General features: G+C 44.4%; 16 protein-coding genes. 4 read left to right on the plus strand and 12 right to left on the minus strand.

The window, feature by feature from the left end:
- Positions 1 to 29: 29 nt before the first annotated feature.
- Positions 30 to 2,021 (minus strand): DUF4954 family protein, encoded by a 1,992-nt coding sequence (locus C7382_RS04015; protein ID WP_116679032.1) that lies wholly within the window; start codon positions 2,019 to 2,021, stop codon positions 30 to 32.
- 633 nt (positions 2,022 to 2,654) lie between these two features.
- Here C7382_RS04015 and C7382_RS04025 point away from each other — a divergent pair.
- Complete coding sequence (locus tag C7382_RS04025) at positions 2,655 to 3,755, plus strand: site-specific integrase (protein ID WP_116679034.1); 1,101 nt, start codon at positions 2,655 to 2,657, stop codon at positions 3,753 to 3,755.
- Positions 3,756 to 4,002: 247 nt separating this feature from the next.
- Here the strand turns inward: C7382_RS04025 and C7382_RS04030 are convergent, their stop codons facing one another.
- The 3 genes from C7382_RS04030 to C7382_RS04045 all read right to left on the minus strand — a co-directional run bounded on the left by C7382_RS04030 (position 4,003) and on the right by C7382_RS04045 (position 9,259).
- The gene (locus C7382_RS04030) at positions 4,003 to 5,844 is read right to left on the minus strand and encodes a UvrD-helicase domain-containing protein (protein ID WP_116679035.1); all 1,842 of its coding nucleotides are present in this window, start codon (positions 5,842 to 5,844) and stop codon (positions 4,003 to 4,005) included.
- 3 nt (positions 5,845 to 5,847) lie between these two features.
- On the minus strand, positions 5,848 to 8,031 hold the full coding sequence (locus C7382_RS04035) for an ATP-dependent endonuclease (RefSeq protein ID WP_116679036.1): 2,184 nt from the start codon (positions 8,029 to 8,031) through the stop codon (positions 5,848 to 5,850).
- A gap of 799 nt (positions 8,032 to 8,830) precedes the next feature.
- A complete protein-coding gene (locus C7382_RS04045; RefSeq protein WP_116679037.1) occupies positions 8,831 to 9,259 on the minus strand; it encodes a DUF3408 domain-containing protein in 429 nt (142 codons plus the stop codon).
- Between the two features lie 708 nt (positions 9,260 to 9,967).
- On the opposite strand from C7382_RS04045, the gene mobA reads away from it, so the two are divergent.
- Positions 9,968 to 10,384: a conjugal transfer protein MobA gene (mobA, locus tag C7382_RS04060; protein WP_116679039.1), complete on the plus strand. Its 417-nt coding sequence runs from the start codon at positions 9,968 to 9,970 to the stop codon at positions 10,382 to 10,384.
- Positions 10,385 to 10,471: 87 nt separating this feature from the next.
- Here mobA and C7382_RS04065 read toward each other — a convergent pair whose 3' ends face one another.
- From C7382_RS04065 to C7382_RS04095, 7 genes are all read right to left on the minus strand, one after another.
- Positions 10,472 to 10,798, minus strand: coding sequence for an RteC domain-containing protein (locus C7382_RS04065; protein WP_080745524.1), 327 nt, complete (start codon positions 10,796 to 10,798; stop codon positions 10,472 to 10,474).
- A 22-nt stretch (positions 10,799 to 10,820) separates the two neighbouring features.
- A complete protein-coding gene (locus C7382_RS04070) occupies positions 10,821 to 11,054 on the minus strand; it encodes a ribosome biogenesis protein (protein ID WP_116679040.1) in 234 nt (77 codons plus the stop codon).
- Positions 11,055 to 11,143: 89 nt separating this feature from the next.
- Entirely contained in the window at positions 11,144 to 12,124 is a 981-nt protein-coding gene (locus C7382_RS04075) for a helix-turn-helix domain-containing protein (RefSeq protein ID WP_116679066.1), read from the minus strand.
- Positions 12,125 to 12,131: 7 nt separating this feature from the next.
- Entirely contained in the window at positions 12,132 to 12,896 is a 765-nt protein-coding gene (locus tag C7382_RS04080) for a hypothetical protein (protein WP_243405654.1), read from the minus strand.
- A gap of 104 nt (positions 12,897 to 13,000) precedes the next feature.
- The gene (locus tag C7382_RS04085) at positions 13,001 to 13,483 is read right to left on the minus strand and encodes an HU family DNA-binding protein (protein WP_116679041.1); all 483 of its coding nucleotides are present in this window, start codon (positions 13,481 to 13,483) and stop codon (positions 13,001 to 13,003) included.
- A gap of 206 nt (positions 13,484 to 13,689) precedes the next feature.
- Positions 13,690 to 14,871, minus strand: a complete 1,182-nt coding sequence (locus C7382_RS04090) for a hypothetical protein (protein ID WP_116679042.1) — start codon at positions 14,869 to 14,871, stop codon at positions 13,690 to 13,692.
- Positions 14,872 to 14,889: 18 nt separating this feature from the next.
- A complete protein-coding gene (locus C7382_RS04095) occupies positions 14,890 to 17,265 on the minus strand; it encodes a TonB-dependent receptor (RefSeq protein WP_116679043.1) in 2,376 nt (791 codons plus the stop codon).
- 201 nt (positions 17,266 to 17,466) lie between these two features.
- On the opposite strand from C7382_RS04095, the gene C7382_RS04100 reads away from it, so the two are divergent.
- Positions 17,467 to 19,212, plus strand: a complete 1,746-nt coding sequence (locus C7382_RS04100) for an ABC transporter ATP-binding protein (protein WP_116679044.1) — start codon at positions 17,467 to 17,469, stop codon at positions 19,210 to 19,212.
- A 3-nt stretch (positions 19,213 to 19,215) separates the two neighbouring features.
- The gene (locus C7382_RS04105) at positions 19,216 to 20,913 is read left to right on the plus strand and encodes an ABC transporter ATP-binding protein (RefSeq protein ID WP_116679045.1); all 1,698 of its coding nucleotides are present in this window, start codon (positions 19,216 to 19,218) and stop codon (positions 20,911 to 20,913) included.
- Between the two features lie 57 nt (positions 20,914 to 20,970).
- On the opposite strand, the gene C7382_RS04110 is transcribed toward C7382_RS04105, so the two are convergent.
- Positions 20,971 to 21,333 carry a hypothetical protein gene (locus C7382_RS04110; RefSeq protein ID WP_036889407.1) on the minus strand — a complete coding sequence of 121 codons (363 nt, stop codon included), beginning with the start codon at positions 21,331 to 21,333 and terminating at the stop codon, positions 20,971 to 20,973.
- Between the last annotated feature and the right edge of the window lie 4 nt (positions 21,334 to 21,337).

A 21,337-nucleotide genomic window follows, 5' to 3' on the forward strand; every position in this document is an offset into this window, starting at 1 on the left:
CCCCAAAAGCCTGTGGAGCACGACGGAACCTATGCCAAGCGTGCGAGCATCTCCTCGCCAAGTGCTCGTTTTTTGCGGATGTGCTCCAAGACTTCGACGATAAAGGGATTGCTCTCGAAGTCGCCCCGCACCTCCTCAAAGTCGCGGTGCTTCATCTCCCCGACCAAGTCGATGCCAAAGCCCACCTGACTGTGCATCTGGAATTCCTTCTTGGCATCCTCGTAGAGCATCTCGTCCAAGCAGATGACCGAGCGCATCCAGGTCTTCACCAATTCAGCCACCTTGGCACGTGTGAGATCCTCAGGCTTCAACTCATACCACTCCAAGAGTGCCTGATAAGCCCAACACCATTCGTAGTCGTAGTAGCGGACATGAATCTCACGCATCCGTGCATTCACGTCATCGAGGGTGGCGAGGCGGCCAGCTTTTACATCAGCAGCCAGACGCTGCACTTGCTGCAGCGGTGCGATCATACCGCAGATATCCGACCAAGCGCCATCACCCTCTTTATGGGAGGGACGCAGCGCGGCTATCACTTCCTCGTCCGTGCGACAAGGACAGTCTTCCAGACGCTTGATAATGGAGTTGCCGAAGAACTTATTGAGCCCCATCTCGTACAACTTCAATCCCTTGTCCACGGCCGTGGAGCGAATACGCATATCGTGGTACACATAGGTCTGCCCCTCACTGCCGAGCAGTCGGCGGAGCTTCTTGAGTTTGTGACTGCCACGCATCATCTTGCCCGCCGTGAAAGGACTCAGCAAGTTGAAGTTGATATTGTCCAACAAATCCGTGTCCGTGCGCTTATCTCGCGAAGGCCACTTCTTGGCATCGCGGATCGTACCCACGCTGCGCAGATTGATGCCGGGCACCAGATACGATTCGTTCCTGTCCTCTATAATATAGGAGAAGGGGAAGGCCGAGCTGTCGATGTGGTGCACATGGCGCCCCATCACGAGGGTGAAGGGGCCGATGCGGGAGGGCCATAAAATATAGGAGTCGCTCGTGGTCTTGGAGCCGCGTTCCACAATGCCCTGATGGATGGGGCCGAGCTTGTAGAGGTGATTGCTTTGGTTGGAACCGCTACCGGCATTGAGGAAGGAGTAGAGTCCGGCGATGAGGAGGCTGGACTTGTGCATCGTCACCGTGTACGGACCGGCAAAAACGGCACAGGCTTCGCCGTTCTCACATTGACAGTTGGCAAAGAAGAGCGAGTCGTGCGCCGAGAAGAGGTGTCCCAGGTGTGTGCCCTGGCCGACGAAACAGCGCGACACCGTGGCGCCGTCCGTGACGCTACTCCCCGTCGAGAGGATGAAGTCGCGACACACAACGTTGTAACCCAACGTTACGGGTGCTTCTTTCTTACTGTTGATCGTGCCATTCTCCAAGAGAGAAGAGCCGGTGATCTCGGCATAGTCCCCGATCCATACGTTCTCTATTGTATTGCAACCATGGATGACCACATGGCTGCCAATGCGTCCCATATCGGAACGACGTGCCTCAGCATAGGCCGTGGAGAGAGCCGTGAGCGATGCGGTGAGTTCCTTGTCGTGCCGATACATGGCCATAAGGTAAGCCGTCTGAGCCGTCAGCCGATCGGTAATGGTCACTTCGCGCCCGCCCGTCTCGTTGAGGACGGAGACTTGTACGCCGTTGCCGAAGGTCGTTGACTGAGTGACGGCTATCGTGTCCACATTCTCAATGCGGGTATTGTCGCCTATGCAGTAATTGGCCAGATAGCTATTGACGTGGAAGATAACCACCTCGTCACCGATGGTGCAGTTGTGCAGGCGTGCGATATTGATACCCGTGGGTACCCGCAGTCCACCGGGGAGCAGATGACTGCCGCGCATCGAGCCGATGCGGATAATACCGCTGAACATGACGTGCGTGCAGCGAGCGGGATCGAAACCCTCGGCCACGGTGACCATGCTCCAGTCGGCGCATTGGCAGTAATTTTTCTCTAAGACAGCGATCTCTTCGTCTGTCAGATGGCGATACACTTTTGTTACTTCTTGCATATAGATGGTGGTTGTATTTCGGCTTGCTCGCACGCCTTCTTGAGAAGATGAGACTATCCCTCCATACGGATAACAACTCTTCTTACTCTCCGAAGAGCAGGCGAGAATGGTGCGTTTTGCGATCTCAAAAATAGAAAATACGCATCAATTACAGTGATTCTCATGGTTCACGCCGATCGTATCGGCAATCTTGCGTTGCGAAATGCCCTACTTGTATAAGCAAGAAATCGCATACCTTTGTTCTGAAGTCAGTTGTTTATATTTTCGCATTGCAGCACAAAGTTAAACGATGGATTTTATACCCATGGAGGCTAGCCTCCATGGGTATTTTGTTTCCCTTTGTGGCGCACTTTCTATTGGAGGTATGGGAGCTAAGGGTAAAGGAAGTAGGATAAACGTTATTCATCTGATTGTCAGATGGTATTGCAGTTCCTTGCTCAGTCTTGCACTGGGAGAGAAGGCAATAAAAGGCGGATAAAAGAGCGAGTTCAGTTACCAAATCGTTCCCTTTTAGGGGCTTCGGAAGAGGTAAGTAGAAAGTGGTAACTAAAATAGTGTTTTCTCTCTTGTTTTCAATGTTTTGCGTAGCGATAACTATCTCTTGGAGGTCTAACTTTGTAAACAAAAACGACAATGAAAGAAAATACATTGAAGCTACTCTTTTACCTCAAGAGAGGAACACAGAGTAAGGACGGGAAAAGCCCCATTATGGCTCGCCTCAGTGTGGGGCGAACAATGGTGCAATTCAGTTGCAAAATTGCTTGCTCTCCCCAGCTATGGGATAGTCGTAAGAGCAGGCTCGTGGGCAAGAGTGGCGAAGCTGTATCCGTAAACGCAGAACTCGACCGCTTACAACTCTCTGTACATCGTGCTTTTGAACATTTGCAGAGGAAGCAAGGGGAAATAGTAACAGCTGAGGAGGTTAAAAATACGCTTTTTGGCTTAAACAGCGATAGTCAAGGGCTACTCTATCATTTGGAGGGCTATTTGGCACGCTTTCGAGAGCGTGTGGGCATAGACCGCAGTGAACGCAGGTATAAGTGTATCTTGCTATTTCGCAAGCATTTTGAGGCTTTCATCAAACACTGCTATCGAGTAGGCGACTTGCCTGTTCAGAAAGTTGGTAAAGCCTTGGTTGAAGACTTTGAGGTTTATCTCTCCCGAGAGAAGGCTTTCAAGCTCAATACCACGGCTGGCTACCTCTCTATGTTGGCTTCGCTACTGAAAGACCTATACAAACGGCATATCATCGACACTTATCCCTTCTTGGGCTATTCTATCCGCTGGGATGTCGGCTCGCCACGCTATATTACCAAAGAGGAGCTTTTGCGTATTATCTCCTTAGATGAAACACAATTAGGAGATTATGAGCTGGTGTCAAGGGATATGTTTGTCTTTGCTTGCTATACGGGCTTATCGTACACGGATATTTACCACCTTACGGCTGAACATCTTGTCGAGGAGGGCGGTATGACTTGGATACGCAAGCCTCGCATCAAGACAGGCAATGTGTGCCACATCCCCCTCTTGCCCGAGGCTGCTGCCATCATTGAGCAGTACCGAGGCATTCACACCCGAGCCTTTCGCCACGAACCTCCCAAGGGCTATCTTCTGCCCATTCCTGGCTGTGATACGGTCAATATCCATCTGAAGAAGATTGCGAAACTCTGCAAAATCAATAAATGCCTCACCTTCCACATGGCAAGGCATAGAGAATTTATAAACATCAAATAATCAACTGATTATATCGTTTATCAATAAAGGGGGTAACGATAAGGAAACCAGCTAACTTCTATACTCCACCTTATTTTGCCATTTCAAAGAATCACTTTATTTGTTGCAAAGATAAGGATCTGTCGTGAGAAAAAAGAATTTTCTCTTCGACAAAATGGTAAATAAGACTAAACAGAAACATACTTAAGCAAGATTGTGAAATTTGTAAATTTCTAGATACTGCCCGAAAAAAAATTTATTCTTTTTGTTAGAGTAATTCTATTTCTTGCTCAGCAAACCAACCTTTGTTTATGGCTTGATTTCTAACTTTATTGGGATCACTTGTATACATGACTATTGCAAGCGATTCTTTTGCACGTGTGCATGTCACATAAAACAACCTTAGTGTCCTGTCAATCGACGACTCTTCCCCTGCTTCAATGTGCTTAATGTCTGTCTCAGTTAGTTCTTTCACGCCAAATAACTTATCATAACTAAACATAAAGCCTTTTGCCTCAGAATCATCAATTATGACCATAACCCTTTCAAACTCTAGGCCTTTCACGCCTTGATGTGTATCAAAACGTGTACGTTGATTCACATAATCATCATATTTTCTAACCATACTAATTGGTAAATCCATAACCTTAACCCATGCCTGCAAATCCTCCTCCATTTCATCATTAATTTCATCAGGTGTAAGTTCACACGCTTGTCTTATAACCTCTGGAATAGTCAGTAGTTGAGAGTCTCGCACGGCTTTAACAACCTCTCGGATTGAATGATCATCATTAACTTTTTTAGCGACTGTACCCGTTTCTTCTCTGCAACGTAAGTAGAGTCCGTATGATTTCTCAATATTTTTTTTGCTAAGTAATGGTGAATTCGACTTTAATATTTCAAGAGCGATTCGACCATCCTCCTTTATGGAATCTGCTATAGGCAAAATCTCTTTTGTGAAGAATTCCAATTCTGATACAGTACCCTGCAAAAAAGTCATTTGATACTTGGTCACTTTGGACAATGGTCCAAAAAACTGTTCAAATCCCAATCTCCTTGCAGCCATCATATGTTCCAAAGTTAGTATTTTGACATTTGTATTTGCCTCAACCCATTTTGCATCTTTAGCAAGTTCACACATCTTCTTCATAACTGTCTGTTCAACCTCATCCTTATTTATTCCATTACCTTGTTGAACAACAAACAGTCGAGCAAATCCTTCAATAGCATCTTCCCGTGAGACCTGTTCTGCATGAAAGTCTATATCTTTACCAATTGCATTTGCTAACTTGACAATTCGTTTAGCACTGCGATAGTTCATCTTTTTGACTGGCTGTTCCCACTCTATAGGAATAATACTCACCATATCCTTCTTCCCATCAGTATAGATTCGCTGCTTTTGGTCACCAAGAAGTCCGAGGGTAAATGCTTCTCCGAAATTCTTTTGAATACTAAAGAAAGCATCCACAAGTTCTTTTTTTGTGTCTTGACTCTCATCGATTAGAAAAATTGGATATCGCTGTGCTATAATTCGCTGGAGCATCAAACTATTCATAATCATTTGAGCAGAAATCTTAATTACATCTGCATGACTAAGTGCGTTATATTCAGGATTACTTCCATTGGGATTGTACACAAACTTTTCTATAGTCTCTGCTCGTTCCAACCGATCTTTCAGGTAATTCATTTTTTCAAAATTAGTACGATATGTTTTGGTCGTCTTATTTCTGGCAGAGTCCAACTTCTCACCGATTATACGTATATCGTCTCGAAGATACTGGCAATAAAGTTGCTTTATGTCATTTTGATAATACTTGATAACATCCCACACAAAGCTATGAATAGTGGATATATGAAAAACCGGGCTGTAATCTAATCGATTGATAATCTCATCGGTAGCAGCATTCGTATATGTAATTACAGCTACATTTTTTCCTCGCAACATCAAATCTTGTCCAATCTTGTCGCGTATCTTCTTTAAAAGAAGAACCAAAGAATATGTCTTTCCTGAACCAGCACTAGCAAAGAGAAAGAAACTTTTGCGGGGTGTTGCCAGTATACATTTTTCTAAAGTCTCATCAACCTGTGAATCGATATTATTATTCGGCATAATTTATCCATTTAAATCCAAACATCTTTTCAACCATTCCAAACCTTCTTGGATGTATGCAGGAGCACTTATTTCACAAAAATCCTCCTTATACAATAGGGAGTTTGCAAAATCTGCTTTTTGGAAACCACCTTTACGTTCTAGCTTCTTAAAAATTGATTCCTGTAAATCCTGAGGAGAATTATTTTTCTTTAATAGATTAGCGATTGTAGTAATAGCACCCATCTTCTTTAATCCATCTTGTCTGAACAGTTCCAGATTGGAAAAGATCAGAGCATCCTCAAATGTATAGGGGCATATTTCGGTATATTCGTCTTTCTCTTTAGTCCACTTTACCATTATTGGGATCTGAAAGGCAATTCTAACATTATCTATTGTCTTACCATTCCCATCAAGAGCAATAAGATCATCAATCAGTTCCTTACCTCGCAACCAATACTGTATCGATGGATTTCCTGTCTTATAGCCTTTCCCTTTGGCTGTAATTTTTGGTTTTTGTTTTTCTTTTCCATCCTCTTCAATGGTTTCAGAAGCATCAATGTCTGTAACTATTAAAGTAGGAATTCCTAACTTGTTTATCAGACTAGAAAAACTATGGGCATGACGACCATTTACTTCAATAATAGAAATGTAATACGAATCAAGTCCAAATTTGGTAAGGAAACTTGGAACTAGGATTTTTTCTGCTGGCCCTTCAACAAATATCACAGCATCAGCAAAGAATATATCACAATGTGTCAAACGGATATACCTTGTCACAAATTGCTTAGTTTCGTCACCAGAGCCAAATGTACCTGACAGATTAATAACATTCGAAACAGGAATATTATCACCTGCATCCAATACTCGTCTGAAGTAACGCATACAGTTTAAATCAAGTTCATTGACAACATGATTAGAGTGCGTACTCAGTACAAGCTGAGTGTTGAGCCATGAGTTATCCCTGATAATTTTGTTGTTACATAGAGCTTCGAACGCCTTTTTTACAAACACTTGCTGTGCTTGTGCATGAAGATGCGCTTCTGGCTCTTCCACAAACACCAAGTGAATCGGTTCTATATTCTTGTCCTCACTTAAAGTCTTTAACCATTTTTCTCTGAAATCAATCAACTTCAAATAAATGGAGATTAGGTTTCGATAACCTAGTCCATTATATTTCTCAGGCAAGGCAAATTCGGACATTCCTTGAATAGCAAATTGCACAGCAGAATCGTGCTTGATGGCCTCCTCTATTTGAATCTTACTGCATATCTTAATCTCAGGGTTTAGAAATCCTGGATAGTTAATGTTCCCCAGTTCTTTAACTGGAATTTCAAAGGCCTTGGTCAGTTTTGTATTGTATGTTTCATTTGCTTTTGCAATTCCGCTAACAAGCCCTAAATCACAAGGCGCTAAAACCTCTTCCTCTGGATTTAAACTTGAATAATACTTTTGGAATTGTCTTGACAAGGTATCTATCTCGTTATCCGATTGTCCTTCTGGATCTGAGAAATCTCGTGAAGCCAAAATGACGTCCACCCTTATTAGTTCATCCAGAGGATTCTTATCAAGAGCATTATCAGGAGTAGACTGAACTTTATCTTCTTCAGCTGGCTCTATAGATGGATCAATGATATAGTATTTTACATCGAAGTAGTCTCTGAGATTTGAGCCTTTACCTAAGAAATCGCAAAGATTCCTTGGAAACAAATCTGGAGAAAATGCCTCCTTCCATTCTTCAGTTGCTTGTAGGGCAATCGCTTTCCCTCTGGATTCTTTGTAGTCTGAATATAACTTAGTTATATCCTTAGGAACATATTGTCCACGGACACCAATTTTTTTGCCATCCCATTTGCTAAGAGATGGAATCAGGTGATTGACTCTATATTGTTCTCCATCAGCAACATCGATCCAAATATCCATTGACGGAACAATACTATCCCATTTATGTGGATTCAACAATTCCTCATCTACAAGATCTTTAGCCAACCATTGGTCACCAAGGGTATCAATCAATGCCCAATTGGTAGCTGTGAACTCCTTCAGGGTAAACTTCTCTTTGTTTTTCAAAAACCACACAATAGCACTTATAGCAGAAGTCTTTCCACTATTATTTGCGCCAATAAATACAGTTTCCTTCTCACCGAAGTCTATATGACAATTCTTTAGTTTGCGGAAATTTCTGATATGGACTGAATGTATCTTCATATTTTTGAACTAAAATCTATCATTTAGGTTCAAATGATTGGCTTTCAATAGCCTTATGAGTTATGAAATGCAGTAGGCAATGATTTAGCAATCTATCTTCCGCGATGATATACAACGCTTTGCATAACTCGAATAACCTATTGCAAAGATAAGGGTATATCGTGAGAAAAAAGAATTTTCCCCCAATTATTTTCATTGAGCCGTCCGTTGGGGTGGCTTTTTGTTTTCCATGTATTCCGTTCTTATGCATAAAATGCAGTCTCCGAAGACTGCGTTTTATGTTTTCGCCCCGCTTCTCTCCCTGCACATCCTCCGCTTATGCCCGTGTGTTATGTCGGGATCGATTGTTCGTTGTCAGCGGCAAAGGTAATTTCGGGCTTCCACGGAGACAAAAAAGGTCGGGGCGGCAAGCCGTTTAGACGACAATCTCCACACTTCCATTTCATTGCAGGTAGTATTCTCGCCATAAAACCTTGTTTGTCTTAAGCCCTTACCTTTTTACGCCACTGAAACGAAAACGACCGACCCGACGGGAAAACGCATAAAAAAATGTCGGATATGCGAGAAGCAAGGAAAAAGAAGAGTAGAAACTCAAACTCCCTCTCCTCTGGAATCCGCATAAAATCAAAAATAATCATTCAAGAAGAATAGATGAAGTGAAGCGGTCAGCAGATTTGCCGACCACTCCTTTTCTGTCTTATGCTTTGGGCGGACAAAGCCTCCCAATGAAAAACACCTCGTTACTTTTGACAGTGAGTTGATACGGCTCAAAAGTAACAAAAAGCCATTGCTAAACGCCTCACAGTAGCTTCTTGAATTTCATCTCCGCCAATCTGTTGATTTCATCTTTGTAGGTCTCAAGGTGATGCTGGATGATGTTCTCCACATAGATGCCGATGGTCATATCCCTGTTTCTCATAGACATGACTATCTCCGCCAGCGTGTCCTGCAACTCTTTGGCGATATAGATAGTCTTGCGATTTTTCAAAGTGTTGCGACAGATGAAAAGCGACTCATAATCGCTCTTATCGGACTTTCGCCTTTCTCTTCTTGGGACTCTTGAAAAATCCTTTGATATTGGTTCCTCATTGGGACATTCCGATTCTACACACTGCTCTTCTGATTGAGGGCGTTTCATCTCACTCTCTTTTCTTTTCATAGGAATACCCAGTGAAATAAGTTCCCGGATGGCAACGGAATCAACCTTGCCGTTTTGATTCTCTTTCATACTTTCTTAAGTTCTATCGTTATATAATTCACTGTCCATTTCGTTGCCGATATATTTACCGATCAAGATGAATACGTCCGCTATCGAAGATATGCCCGATAGTCGGCTTGTACCAGTAGAGGTACATCCTTTCGTTCATACCCTTTCTGTAGAGATGTTCATTAGTGCCCATCAATACAATCGAACGATTGTATCTGCTTTCGCACATTTCCACGTTCGAGTGAAAAAATCAAGGACATGTTCTTTGACATATACCCTCGCCTATATCGCTCATCGAAACGTGATGTCATCGAAGACACATACCATTACCGACATATTCGACAGTACAAATATATGGCTCAGTGATGCTGTAATCAGCGTCATTTTCTTTAGTGCGTACTTGTGGCATCGATTTGAATAGTTGTGGCTTTGTATGAGGTAAGGGATTTAGACACAACACTTGGTAACTTTGCAGCAAGCGATAAGTCGGTATTTCATGGCTTTGAAAACATACCTTTCAAGAGAATAACATATCGTTCTTCGGAATGAATTTATTTGCATCAGTGCAAATAGCAAGGTATGTTTTATGCAGCATGACTTCGTTTTTGCAGCATAAAACCCTTGCTCCCCGAGAGGGCTGAAAAACTCCAAAGTCGTTTTTCTTGGAAGAGAGAACGCGATGCCTTAAATGCCGGTGATGTCGTGAAACACTAAAATACAAAGTAAGAAATGAAAATGAAGGAAATTCGGAGCGCACGCTCCAAAGAGAAGACAGAAAAGCGTGTTTCGGTCAATTTCACGCCGACGGAATACGCTCATTTCCTCACGATGAAAGAGGAAAGCGGTGTGCCAAGTCTGTCACTATTCATCAAGGCAAGGGTCTTTAACGAGACTTTCCGAGTGATAAAAGTGGATCGTTCCTTGCTTGACTATTATCAAAAACTGACGACTTTGTACGGACAATTTCGCAGTGTCGGAGTGAATTACAACCAGACAGTTGTCGCTTTGAAGAGCAACTTTACTGAGAAAAAAGCCTTTGCGATGCTTGCCAAGTTGGAGAAAATGACGTTTGAATTGGCAATAATTGGAGGTGAAATCGTACAACTTACTCGTGAGTTTCAGGAGAAATGGCAACATCGGCAATAGCCTTTTACTGTGCATTGTTATTCCTTAATGAACAAAAATCAGGCTTCCCTCTCATTTCGGGAAGCCTGATTAAGCATTTGAATGCATTTATCGTTTCTTGTATTTTCCGCCTTTCAGGTCACTCTCAACCATTCGTTTGTTCATTTTCTCTCGGAGGTCATCAAGGAAATAGGTGCGACTGTCATCCTTGCGGTGTTTCATGTTCATATAGACGTTGTAGCAGTTCTTGATTTCTATACCCAAGATTTCAGAAAAGGCATCTGCCAATTCTTCTATACCAATTTCACCATCGTTAATACAGCCATAGGTATCGAGTGCATAGAGTAGTTCGACCAAGTCTGTTGCCCTGCCTGTCCAACGGAGTTTCTTCGCAGGTCTGACTGGCAAAGCAGGAAGAAGCCCCTGCATTCGCATCCTCAACAATAGCAACTCTGTGTCAATAACACAGAGCAGTTCCGATACATTTTTTCCCCATTTCGGTTGTTATACCTATTTTTTCAACCATACCTCTTAGATGGAATCGAGTAAAGTTCAATGTGCGAAACAATGAAACAAGATTTTCTTCACTATCCCCCAACTTTATGATTTCTCCGATAAGGTCGTCGGTTGCTTCCGTGCTTTGATTGGAGGAAAGCATCTCAAAGGATTCTTTTTTGATAAGTCTTTTCATATTGCCTGATGTTTTGCAGGTAAAGTTCGGAAGATTGCTTAGGGCAAAATAACCCTTAAACGGTAAGTAATATCCATATTGCGTCAAACCTACAAAGAGTCGAGATATTGCTTGGGTTTTATTCTGTGATATTTGCGGAAAGCCTCTGTGAAGTGGCTGAGATTGGCATATCCAATTTTATAGCCTACTTCGGAAACAGAGTAAAGACGAGTGGAAAGCAAATGTTTTGCCCATTCCATCTTTTCGGATAAGGCATACTCGGCGATGGCTTTTCCTACAACCTGTTTGAAACACTTTTGTAGTTTGGAGCTGCTCATTGCCGCTTCACGTGCCAGTTCGGGAATGCTCGGTACGTTGTTCAAACTTTGTAATATCTGACGACGGACACGGAAGACAGCCTCCACATCGTTCAAATTCAAGTTGGAAAGAGATTTTACCTCCGAACGTTTTTCGAGTTTTTCAAGGAATATCGTCAGCAATTCTATTGCCTTTCCGTGCAGATGGAGGGGATAGAAAGGCGCATCGCTTTTGGCTGTGGCCTTGATGCCATCCAATACTCGTTGCATAGCAGGTGTGATGGTCTCGAAGAGATAAAAAGACTTGTCCGACCGAAGCAACCGACCGATATAGGTTTCGTGAGCCGTATCCATTTGCTCTATCCAATCCTTGTTGAAAGTCAATGTGATGTTTTCATACTGCCGTTTAGGCGCGAAAGTCCATTCCGTAGGGATATTGCTCGAAGGCATAAAGATACCGTCAAGTGTATCCACCCCAACCGTTTTCGTGCTTGTACCGATAATCTGCTCGTGCTTATGCTCGTTGATATAGAACATCACGGGAATCCATTTCGAGTTTTCCACCGAGCGACGCACCATTGTCATCGGTTCGTATGACACGAAACTGATGTAGGTCAATGTGAGCCATGACAACGGGTAGTATTGCTTGAAAAAGCCGCTGCCCACTGAGGGCGGAACGGCAAAACCATTATCCGTTACCGATGTGCCGAATTGCTCGGCAACCATCTCCATCCAATCTTCAGGCTTATTGATTGCACAAAATTCTATGGTCATAGGTGCGCTATTCATTGAATAGCGGAAACTTGATTTCTCCATTATTCTTTTCCTTGTATTTTTTTAACATAGACAAATCTTCTTTTAGAACCTGTAGTGTTTTGTCCACATAGATACGTGGAGCCCCAGAAACAGTTCCTCTAATCTTCTCTAACCAAGAGATAATTTTCTTATGCGTTTTTTCTACATCTTTCCCTGTTTCTCGTATTTCACTAATTAGATTATAAGCCAAATGATAATGAGTTGTATTTCCATTCTTCAAAGGAATGAGGCTTAGAATATATGGATTAATGCCTTTTCTATTACCATTCTCTCCCCAACCATTAGCATATTTTTTTATGTCCTTTTCTATCGAATGATGGGCAACAATTCCATAGTAGTGGACTTGTTCTTGTAGCAGATAAGCATCAACTAAAGCTCGGCCAAAAAACAACTGTTTCTCTTCTTTGTAACTAAACAGTCCTTTTGAAATAACTCCCTTTAACGCAAAAGAGGCTTTTAATGCAACATGCATCAGACCAATTCCCGCTTTGGATATGCGATTGAATCCTTCTTTTGTGTTTTCATCAACAATAAGGACAGAATCTGAGAACATAGAGACTTTGAATGTTTCCACATTCTCTAAAAAAGGGCTTAGCCAGCTATCGAGTTTCTCCTTTAGCTCCTCTAATTCTTTCTCTAAATCCTGATGCTCTGTCCTCATAACCCTTTCTTTGAATCCCATTATATCGGCGTAGAGTACATACATTTCTTTCATTTCTTTGGCTTCCATATTATTTTCATACTATGTTTATATTCGAGATAAATTATATTTGCGGAGTGACTACCGATAGAGACAATTGCTCCGCCAAGGATGGATAAAATCTCAGAGGTTACTTATTCGTTCGCATTTTCATTGGAACTTTCACCCGAGTTGCCTCTATTGTGGGGTTCGTCTGAAGGCTTTGTGCCTTTCTTGGCTTTGGGTTCAATCTGCTCGTAGCTCACATCGGTAAGTGTAAAGTATTTCTTCGATGGGCTGAGACGTACAACCGGTTTCTCGATATGCTTCTGCACATTAAAAACCTCGCCTTTAGGGACGGATTTACTCTTGAATGAGGGTTTGAGCGTACCTAAATCACCAAATTCTACGATGTCGCCATTTGCCACGATGTCTCTGGCAATCTCGGTGGCGTAGTTCAATACGGCTTCCACTTCCTGACGATTGAATGTGGTCGATTTTGCCACACGCTCACAGAAATTGCGGAAACTCACTCGATGTCTACCCGTTGGCTGGGCTATTTGCACGACTTTACCGGCATTTGCACCTACGTTCAATTTGCGTTCTACAAGAACGAACTGTAATGGTTTGTTAGCCATAAATCAATAGTTTTTCCTCCTTTTACTTCCCCTGCCGAAGTCGGAGGTATTGGCTTTCAGCAAAGGCTTTTTGTTCGATAACGCAAATGTACTTGATTTATTGCAAAAAACACCTAAGCTTTTGAGCAAAAGCTTAGGTGTAATCGGCAGAAAGCTTAGGTGCTTTTGATGGGTTTCTTATGAGTTCTTCCGTATATCGTATTTGGTTACTCAAACGCGACTAAACTTGACGGTACTCCCACGGCAGTAACAACGGGTGTTTGCGAGCATTCACCCGTCTTGGTATTGTAGGTATAGTAGCCCGTTCCGTTATTACACGTCATACCAAAGACGATGAAATCCTTGTAGCGAGTTATGGCAAAAGAGCCGTTGCTGTCGGTCATCGGCAAATCGAGTTTTTCGATGGTTTTGTTCCAAATGTCGATTTTCACGGGTTGGAAGTCTTTTTTGAGTATTCCGAATTCCGTATCCGTTACTTTCACACAACTGTACACTATACCATTGCCCGCATAGTAAGACTTAATCATATACTGCCCCGTTTTGCCAATCCCTTTTATAGTTGTCTTCGACAGGTTGAACAGGTAGTCGGCGTCCCATTGGTCGCTTCCTTTGCGGATACGCAGGAAACCTTCCTTATTGGCAACGTTGAAGTTGTTGCCCGCACTGTAAAAGTAGATGTCTCCCCGCTCGTCCATAAAGGCATCGGAATGGCGGAACAATCCGACAACACTTGTGCGACTGTCCTTGATGACTTCGGTCTTTTTCGTTTTAAGGTCAATAACAGCCACCTCTGCACCCGTCCCCGGTACGGAGGTGTGGGGCGAATTGAGCTGGTTGAGGGCTACATACATCTTTCCGTCTCGAATGACGTTGCAACCGGGGTCGGGATTATTGTCCTGAACGGCATAAGGCGAGAGGTCGATTTCATCCTCTTTTTGCAACGTAGCGGTATTGATTAGCACAATCTTTCCCCTTCCGTGCAAAGCGACATATGCCCGCTGCTCGTCGATAAAATTGATTTCTCCGGGTTGCGCCATCTGTTCAAAGGTCATCGTACCTGCTTTTAGAAGTTCGCCGTGCGCCCCTCTTGTAAACTTATGTACCTTATCTCCGAATTTCCCTTCGGGCACAAGTACCGTGTTTCCTTTTGCGAAGAGATAACACCCAAAGCCAAATTCGAATGCTTTCTTGTTGTCGGTAGCTTGAGGAGTCAAATCGCCGAACGTGCCGACGTAAGCACTTTTGTCCACATAATGCACAAAGGCAAAATGCTGTTGCACCTCATTGGGCGTAGGTTTCGGGTCATCGTTCTTGTCGCAGGACGTCAGCCCTATGGAGCCGACCAGCATAGCAGAAAGGGCTATGTTCTTCAATGTTGTTGTTCTCATTATCATTTATGTTTAGAGTTATAAAATACCTTTCGAGAAGACGTATCTGAATTTGAGGTGGAATGTCCGTCCTGCCAACGGTTGGCGGAACTGGTCCCAAACTTCTTTATTCATCAGATTGTGGCATTCCAAAGCGATGGAATATTTGTTCTTGTAGGTCAATAGCAGACCAATATCATTGACGAAACTGCGAGGGATACGCCGTTTCTGCAATTCTGTAAGTTCCCAAAAATAGAAGAACTCTTCCGTGAATTTCCCGTCCCAGAATGCCTTAACATACCAGTTCTTGAACAATCGGTCGCTGTGATATTCCGCTCCAAAGTTGGCAAACAGGTAGGGAATATTCGGCAGTCGCAATCCTTTTGTCGGATTAGGGGCTTGGGTGCCCGGCAAATAGTCCAAAACATCGCGTACGTCCTGATAAGTCAGGTTCCCGTAGGCATAGACTGTCGGCGATATATCCAATTTCAACTCGGTCTCTATACCTTTGATATGCACCTTTTCTGCATTCACATATCCGGCTGCCATATGCTGTTTCATCAGTTTTATCATATCGCTCACCTGCATATAAAAGCCATTCACCTCAAATTGCAATCGCGACAGTCCGAGTATGTCATTTTTGTCTATCAAGAAGCCCAGATTGAAGTTGTGGCTTTTTTCCGGTTTCAGTCCGGCAGCAGGAAAGGTAATGATACCATCGCCGAACAACTCTTGCGAATTGGGGAGTCGTATCGCCCGTTGGTAAGATGCTTTCAGGTGAAAACCTCTGAACGGTTCGTACTTCATTGCCTCTATCCAGCCGATTTGCGATGTCGTATTGCTCTTTTTCTTCGGAGCCTCGATCATCTCGTATGACGTCAAATCCTCTATCTCGGAATGGAGATGGAAATACTTTGCAGAGAACATATTCGTCAGTTTCCTGCCGAAGAGTTTCGCGTCCCAAGTCAAGCCCGAGACAACGCTGGTCTTTTTGCTGGGAAATCCTCCGATAATAAACCCTGCGTGCTGACTTGCAATGTCATCATTCGGTTGTCTTTGGGCATAGTTAATAAGCGTGTTCAGGTTCAAACTGTGATTGGTGGACAATTTGTAATCAAGGTTGATACGTTCGTTGATTTCCAAACCTTTGTCGTTTGAGTTGTGGGGAACGTCTCCTGTTTCTCCCTGTCCGTTCGGGCTCGGATATATATTTCCTTCAAAATCGTGATTAACTTGTGCCGTATCCACAAAATTGTTCGTCGTATGCGAGAGGGAGAAATGCGACTCGAAGTTAAGTCGATTGTTCAGTATTCCGCTTTTTATCAGTTTGTTTTCGAGCATAAACATCCCGGATTTGTTTTCAGCGTGCTGGATATTCTTCAATACTCCTTGTATCTCATTGAAACGGTTGTAATACCCGAACTCAGTACTAATCTCATCGAACCAAAGTTTTGTGAAAGCGACTTTTCCTTTCAGCATATACGAACGAAAACGGTCGTGGTCTCGCTTTACCAATAGGTTCTCTCTTTCAGGAACTCTAAATGAGTAATCATTCTTTGCCGATGTATAATAACCTCCCGCACCGAGCAGAATACCGCTCTTCGGAAAGTTCTTGCGCGAGAAGACACTTCCCTTGTGCGTCTGATAAGAACCGAGTTCGTACGAAGCATCCAAATAGTCCGTACTGAACTCCTTCGTAACGATATTGACGGCACCACCCAAGCCATCGCAACCGAAACGTGCAGGGATAATGCTTTTATAGACCTCTATCCGTTCGATAATGTCTATCGGAATTTCATCAAGCGAAAAGGCTCCGTCCGAAGTATTCATCGGAATACCATCCCAAAGAATCTGAATACGGTTTCCCTCCAAACCGTGAACAATAATCCTCGAACTGCTTCCCAATCCACCTGTCTGCCCGACCTTCAAACCAATGGTTTTGTTCAAGATGGTTTCTAAAGAAACAGAGCGACCTTGCAATTCCTTAGCGTTTATTACTGAAACCGCTTCGGGCGACTCTCTAATAACCTGTGTTTTTGTTTTTCCGAAGACTACCACATTTGCCAATTCCGTCGATTCCGGACGTAACTTCAGGGTATGACGTTTCTCATTTGCCGTAATCGTGTCGGTAATTGTCTGGTAACCTACGTAACTTACCCTTAGTACAAGTTTTTGATGGGCAGGCGTATTTAGTTTCGCCACTCCTTTTTTATTTGTGGTTGTACCGTTCTTGTATGAAGGTTCGTTCAGGCCTTTCCATTGCACCGTGGCAAATTCTATACTGTTACCATTCTCTGCATCAATAACTTTTATTTCGATGGAATGCTGTTGTGCAAACATCGGATAAGCCCACAGCAATAGGATGCTGACGATGAGCACTCTTTTGTATAAATGAACTATTGAGTTGATTGACATATCTTATCTGTTTATGAAAACTCGTACAAAATTACCCGCCTATCGAACAAAGAAATAACCCTACTATTCACACTTATACCCCTATTGAGTTTTATATGTGTCAAGTTATCGTTTTCGGGCAGTGTAATGCTCATTCGGGTTATTTTACCCCTGTGCGTCTCCGTACTTTTGCATCTTAGAAAATCAAAACGATACAGATATATGGATAAACAAAAAATCAAGCCTCTCGATGAGGAACGGGAGAGTCGCAGCCTGCTCTCCAATGCGGTGGTCATACTGCATCTTGTTTTCGGCACACTGCCCCTATTGCTCGTGGTGTGGGCAGTGGACAGGCTGATGAGCGGAACGCTCACTTCTACAATGATTTGGATTGTCGGGGCGGCGATGGTGTTGTTCACCCTGCTTCGCGGCATGTTCTACGGAATGTCGATCTGGCGGGCGCACCGCTCAGCTTACAACGCCCTCACACGGTTGAGGTTGCGTATCGTGAGCCACTTGCAACGGTTGCCGCTCGGCTTCTTTCAGGAGCGGAAGGTGGGCGACTTGGTGAACATCATCAACCACGACGTGGAGCAAATCGAGATTTATTTAGCACACGGACTGCCCGAAATCCTCTCGGCAACGCTTTTCCCTGCTTTGCTTTGGGTAATTGTTATGGTATTGGACTGGCGGCTGGGACTGTCGCTCATCTCGCTGCTACCGTTGGCGTTTCTCTTGCAGATGGCAGTCAAAACGCTTTGGGGCAAGAGTTTCCAACACTTTATGGAAAGTACGCAGAAGATGTCAGAAGACCTCCTGGAATATGTGGCTACAATACCGGTTATCAAGGCATTCAGCCACGAGGAAACACGCACGGAACGAGTACTTGGCAATATGCGCGACTATATCCGCTGGGTGAAGCGGAGTATGTTCAGCGTTACCGTACCGATGACGCTCATCACGATGTTCTTGGAGGGCGGTATCGTGGTAATGACTCTTGTCGGTCTATGGCTGATGAGTTCGGGCGAACTGACCGTGGCACGTTTCATTCTTGCCCTGATATTGGACGGACTGTTTTCGTCCGCCTTTGCCAAACTGGCTACGTTCCAGCACTTCAGGATTGTCTATGGGCAATCGTTGGCGAAGGTGCAGTCGATTACCGAAGTATCTGCAAAGGATACGGCAGACAGGGATACGGATACCATGCAGACCGATGTCAGTTTCGAACATGTGACATTTGCCTATCCGAACAAGCAGGACAGTGCTTTGTGTAACGTCTGTCTGCAATTTCCCAAGGGCAGCCATACGGCTATTGTGGGCGAATCGGGGTCAGGCAAAAGCACATTGGCAAGTCTAATGATGGGTTTCTGGCAACCGCAGTCGGGAACCGTCCGTCTAGGCGGAGAGAGCCTTGCGGAACTCTCCGAACGAAACATTGCCGATTTCTTCTCAATGGTGCAGCAGGAGGTGTTCCTTTTCAATACGAGCATTCGGGACAATATCCGTATCGGCAAGCCCTCCGCCACGCAAGAGGAGGTGGAAATGGCGGCACGAAGGGCACGCATACACGACTTTATCGTGGGACTGCCCAATGGTTACGATACGTCGGCAGGTGAAGCGGGCGTAAAATTCTCCGGCGGAGAGAAACAGCGTATTTCCATTGCGCGGATGCTGCTCAAAGACTCACCGATTGTCATTCTCGACGAAGCCACCGCTGCCTTGGATGGAGAGAACGAGAAGCTTATTCAAGAGGCTTTGGACGAATTGCAACGCAACAAGACCGTCATCACCATCGCTCACCGGCTCAACACCATTCAGGAGGTGGAACGCATTGTCGTGATGGACAAGGGGCAGGTCGTGGCGACAGGAACACACGGAGAATTGATGGACAACTGCCCACTATATCGCAATATGACGGAAACTCAGGAACGGGTAAGCAAATGGCAACTGAAAGAGGAGGAGGTATAAACAATGATACGCAGTATATTGAATGAATTGACCGCCCGTGGAGTGCGGCATCTGATAATCTCCGCGCTGTTTTTCGTGATTTATGCCCTTTGCGGAACGGCAATGATGCTTACCGTCCTGTTCCTTATCGACCGCTATATATCGGGCGAAAGCGTTTCGCTCATTTCGGCAGCGTGGATACTCGGTGGTCTGCTGGTTTTGAAAACCATATCCAATGCCGTAGCCGATATGAGCAAGCACTTTGCCGGCTTCGACCTCGTGGAACGCATCCGTGAGAAAATCATCTTGAAACTGAAAATGTTCTCGCTCGGCTTCTACACCAATGAGCGTCTGGGCGAGATAAGCACCGTCATTCACAAAGACGTGGATAATATGGAAATGGTGGTGGGGCACCTTTGGACGCGGATGTCCGCCGATTTCATCGTGGCGCTGATACTTGGTATCGGATTGTTTTGTGTGGACTGGCGTATGGGGTTGGCGATGATCGCCATCCTTCCTATTGCCCTCTTCTCCTTGTATCGGGGCATCCGTTCGGGAATGAAAGCGCAACAGGAGGCACAAGACGGTTTGGCAGATATGGTTAGCCTCTTCGTGGAATATGTCAAGGGCATACCCGTGCTGAAAGTTTTCGGAGGAAAAGGAATGTTTCGTGACAGACTCGACCACTCCGTTAATGAATTTGGAGAAAGCAGTAAGAATACTTCTCGTTTGGCAGCTGTGAGTGTGGGTAGATACACCTTTCTGATAGAATTGGCTTTCGCTCTGATGGCAACGCTCGGTCTTTGGTGGACTTGGCGTGGCGAACTTTCCCTTTTCGCTTACCTGATGTTCGTCATCGTCTCGAAAGAATTCTACAAACCTTTTGTCAATATGGAGAGTCATTGGCTGAACTACATCAAAGTAAAGGACAGCTACGAACGCATTTCCCGTCTGTTGGATGCTCCCGTGATCGTCAACCCCGACCAACCAAAAACGGCGGAACGCTTTGACCTCTCGTTCGATGGTGTCGGTTTCCACTATGAAAAAGAGGGGTTCGAGATGAAAGATCTCACGTTCAACGTACCCGAACGGACGGTAACGGCTCTTGTCGGCTCGTCTGGTTCGGGCAAGACCACCATCACCAATCTACTGCTTCGCTTCTGGGAACCACAGGCGGGCTGTATCCGTATCGGCGGAGTGGACATACGGGAAATGGACTACGATTATCTACTCGGTAAAATCAGTGTGGTGATGCAGAACGTCATTCTCTTTTCCGACACCATTTCCAATAACATCAAAGTGGGTAACCGCAATGCCACGCAGGGGGAAATCGAGGAAGCCGCACGTCGGGCGATGATACACGACTTCATCGTCAGTCTGCCCGATGGTTATGAAACGATAATCGGAGAGAACGGCTTGGGGTTGTCGGGCGGACAGAAGCAACGCCTCTCCATCGCCCGTGCCTTCCTCAAGGATGCTCCCATCCTCCTTTTGGACGAGATAACGAGTAATGTTGACCCCATCAATGAATACAAAATACAGCAAGCAATGTCCGCCCTTATCCGAAACCGCACAGTCTTGGTCATTGCTCACCATTTGCAGACCATCCGCAATGCTCATCAAATTATCGTGATGGACAAGGGAAGCCTGATGGAGAAAGGTACGCACGCCGAACTCGAAGCAAAAGACGGAATGTATTGCAAACTGCTGTCGATGCAGTAAGATCGCTAAAAAAGAACAGGTAGTAAGACGCATTTATCTTACTGCCTGTTCTCATATTCAACTGTACCATCCACCTTTGCCATAACACACAAGTAGCGGAGGACTTGTTCTCTTCTTTTCGGTCAGTCTTCTGATTATCCATTTACGGAAGCTCTTGGCTCGTGGAGAAGCAAAACGAAATGACAGCATCGTTATCATTTCAATATTATATAAATCCACTGCACCGCCCTTAAACAATAGCGTTTGCATCACCTCTTCTTCTCTGAGTAATCCTTCTTTGAAGATAGACTTGATATGACTGTTTACCTTACCGGAGAATACGCCGAATAAATCGGCTATTTCGCAAGCCGACATCCAAACAGGAGTTGTCGGGATGTGTATGTTTCCATTCTCTCTGATGGTTATGATTTCTCTTTTCATAATA

This window comes from Porphyromonas loveana (assembly GCF_003096695.1).
Lineage (GTDB): Bacteria > Bacteroidota > Bacteroidia > Bacteroidales > Porphyromonadaceae > Porphyromonas > Porphyromonas loveana.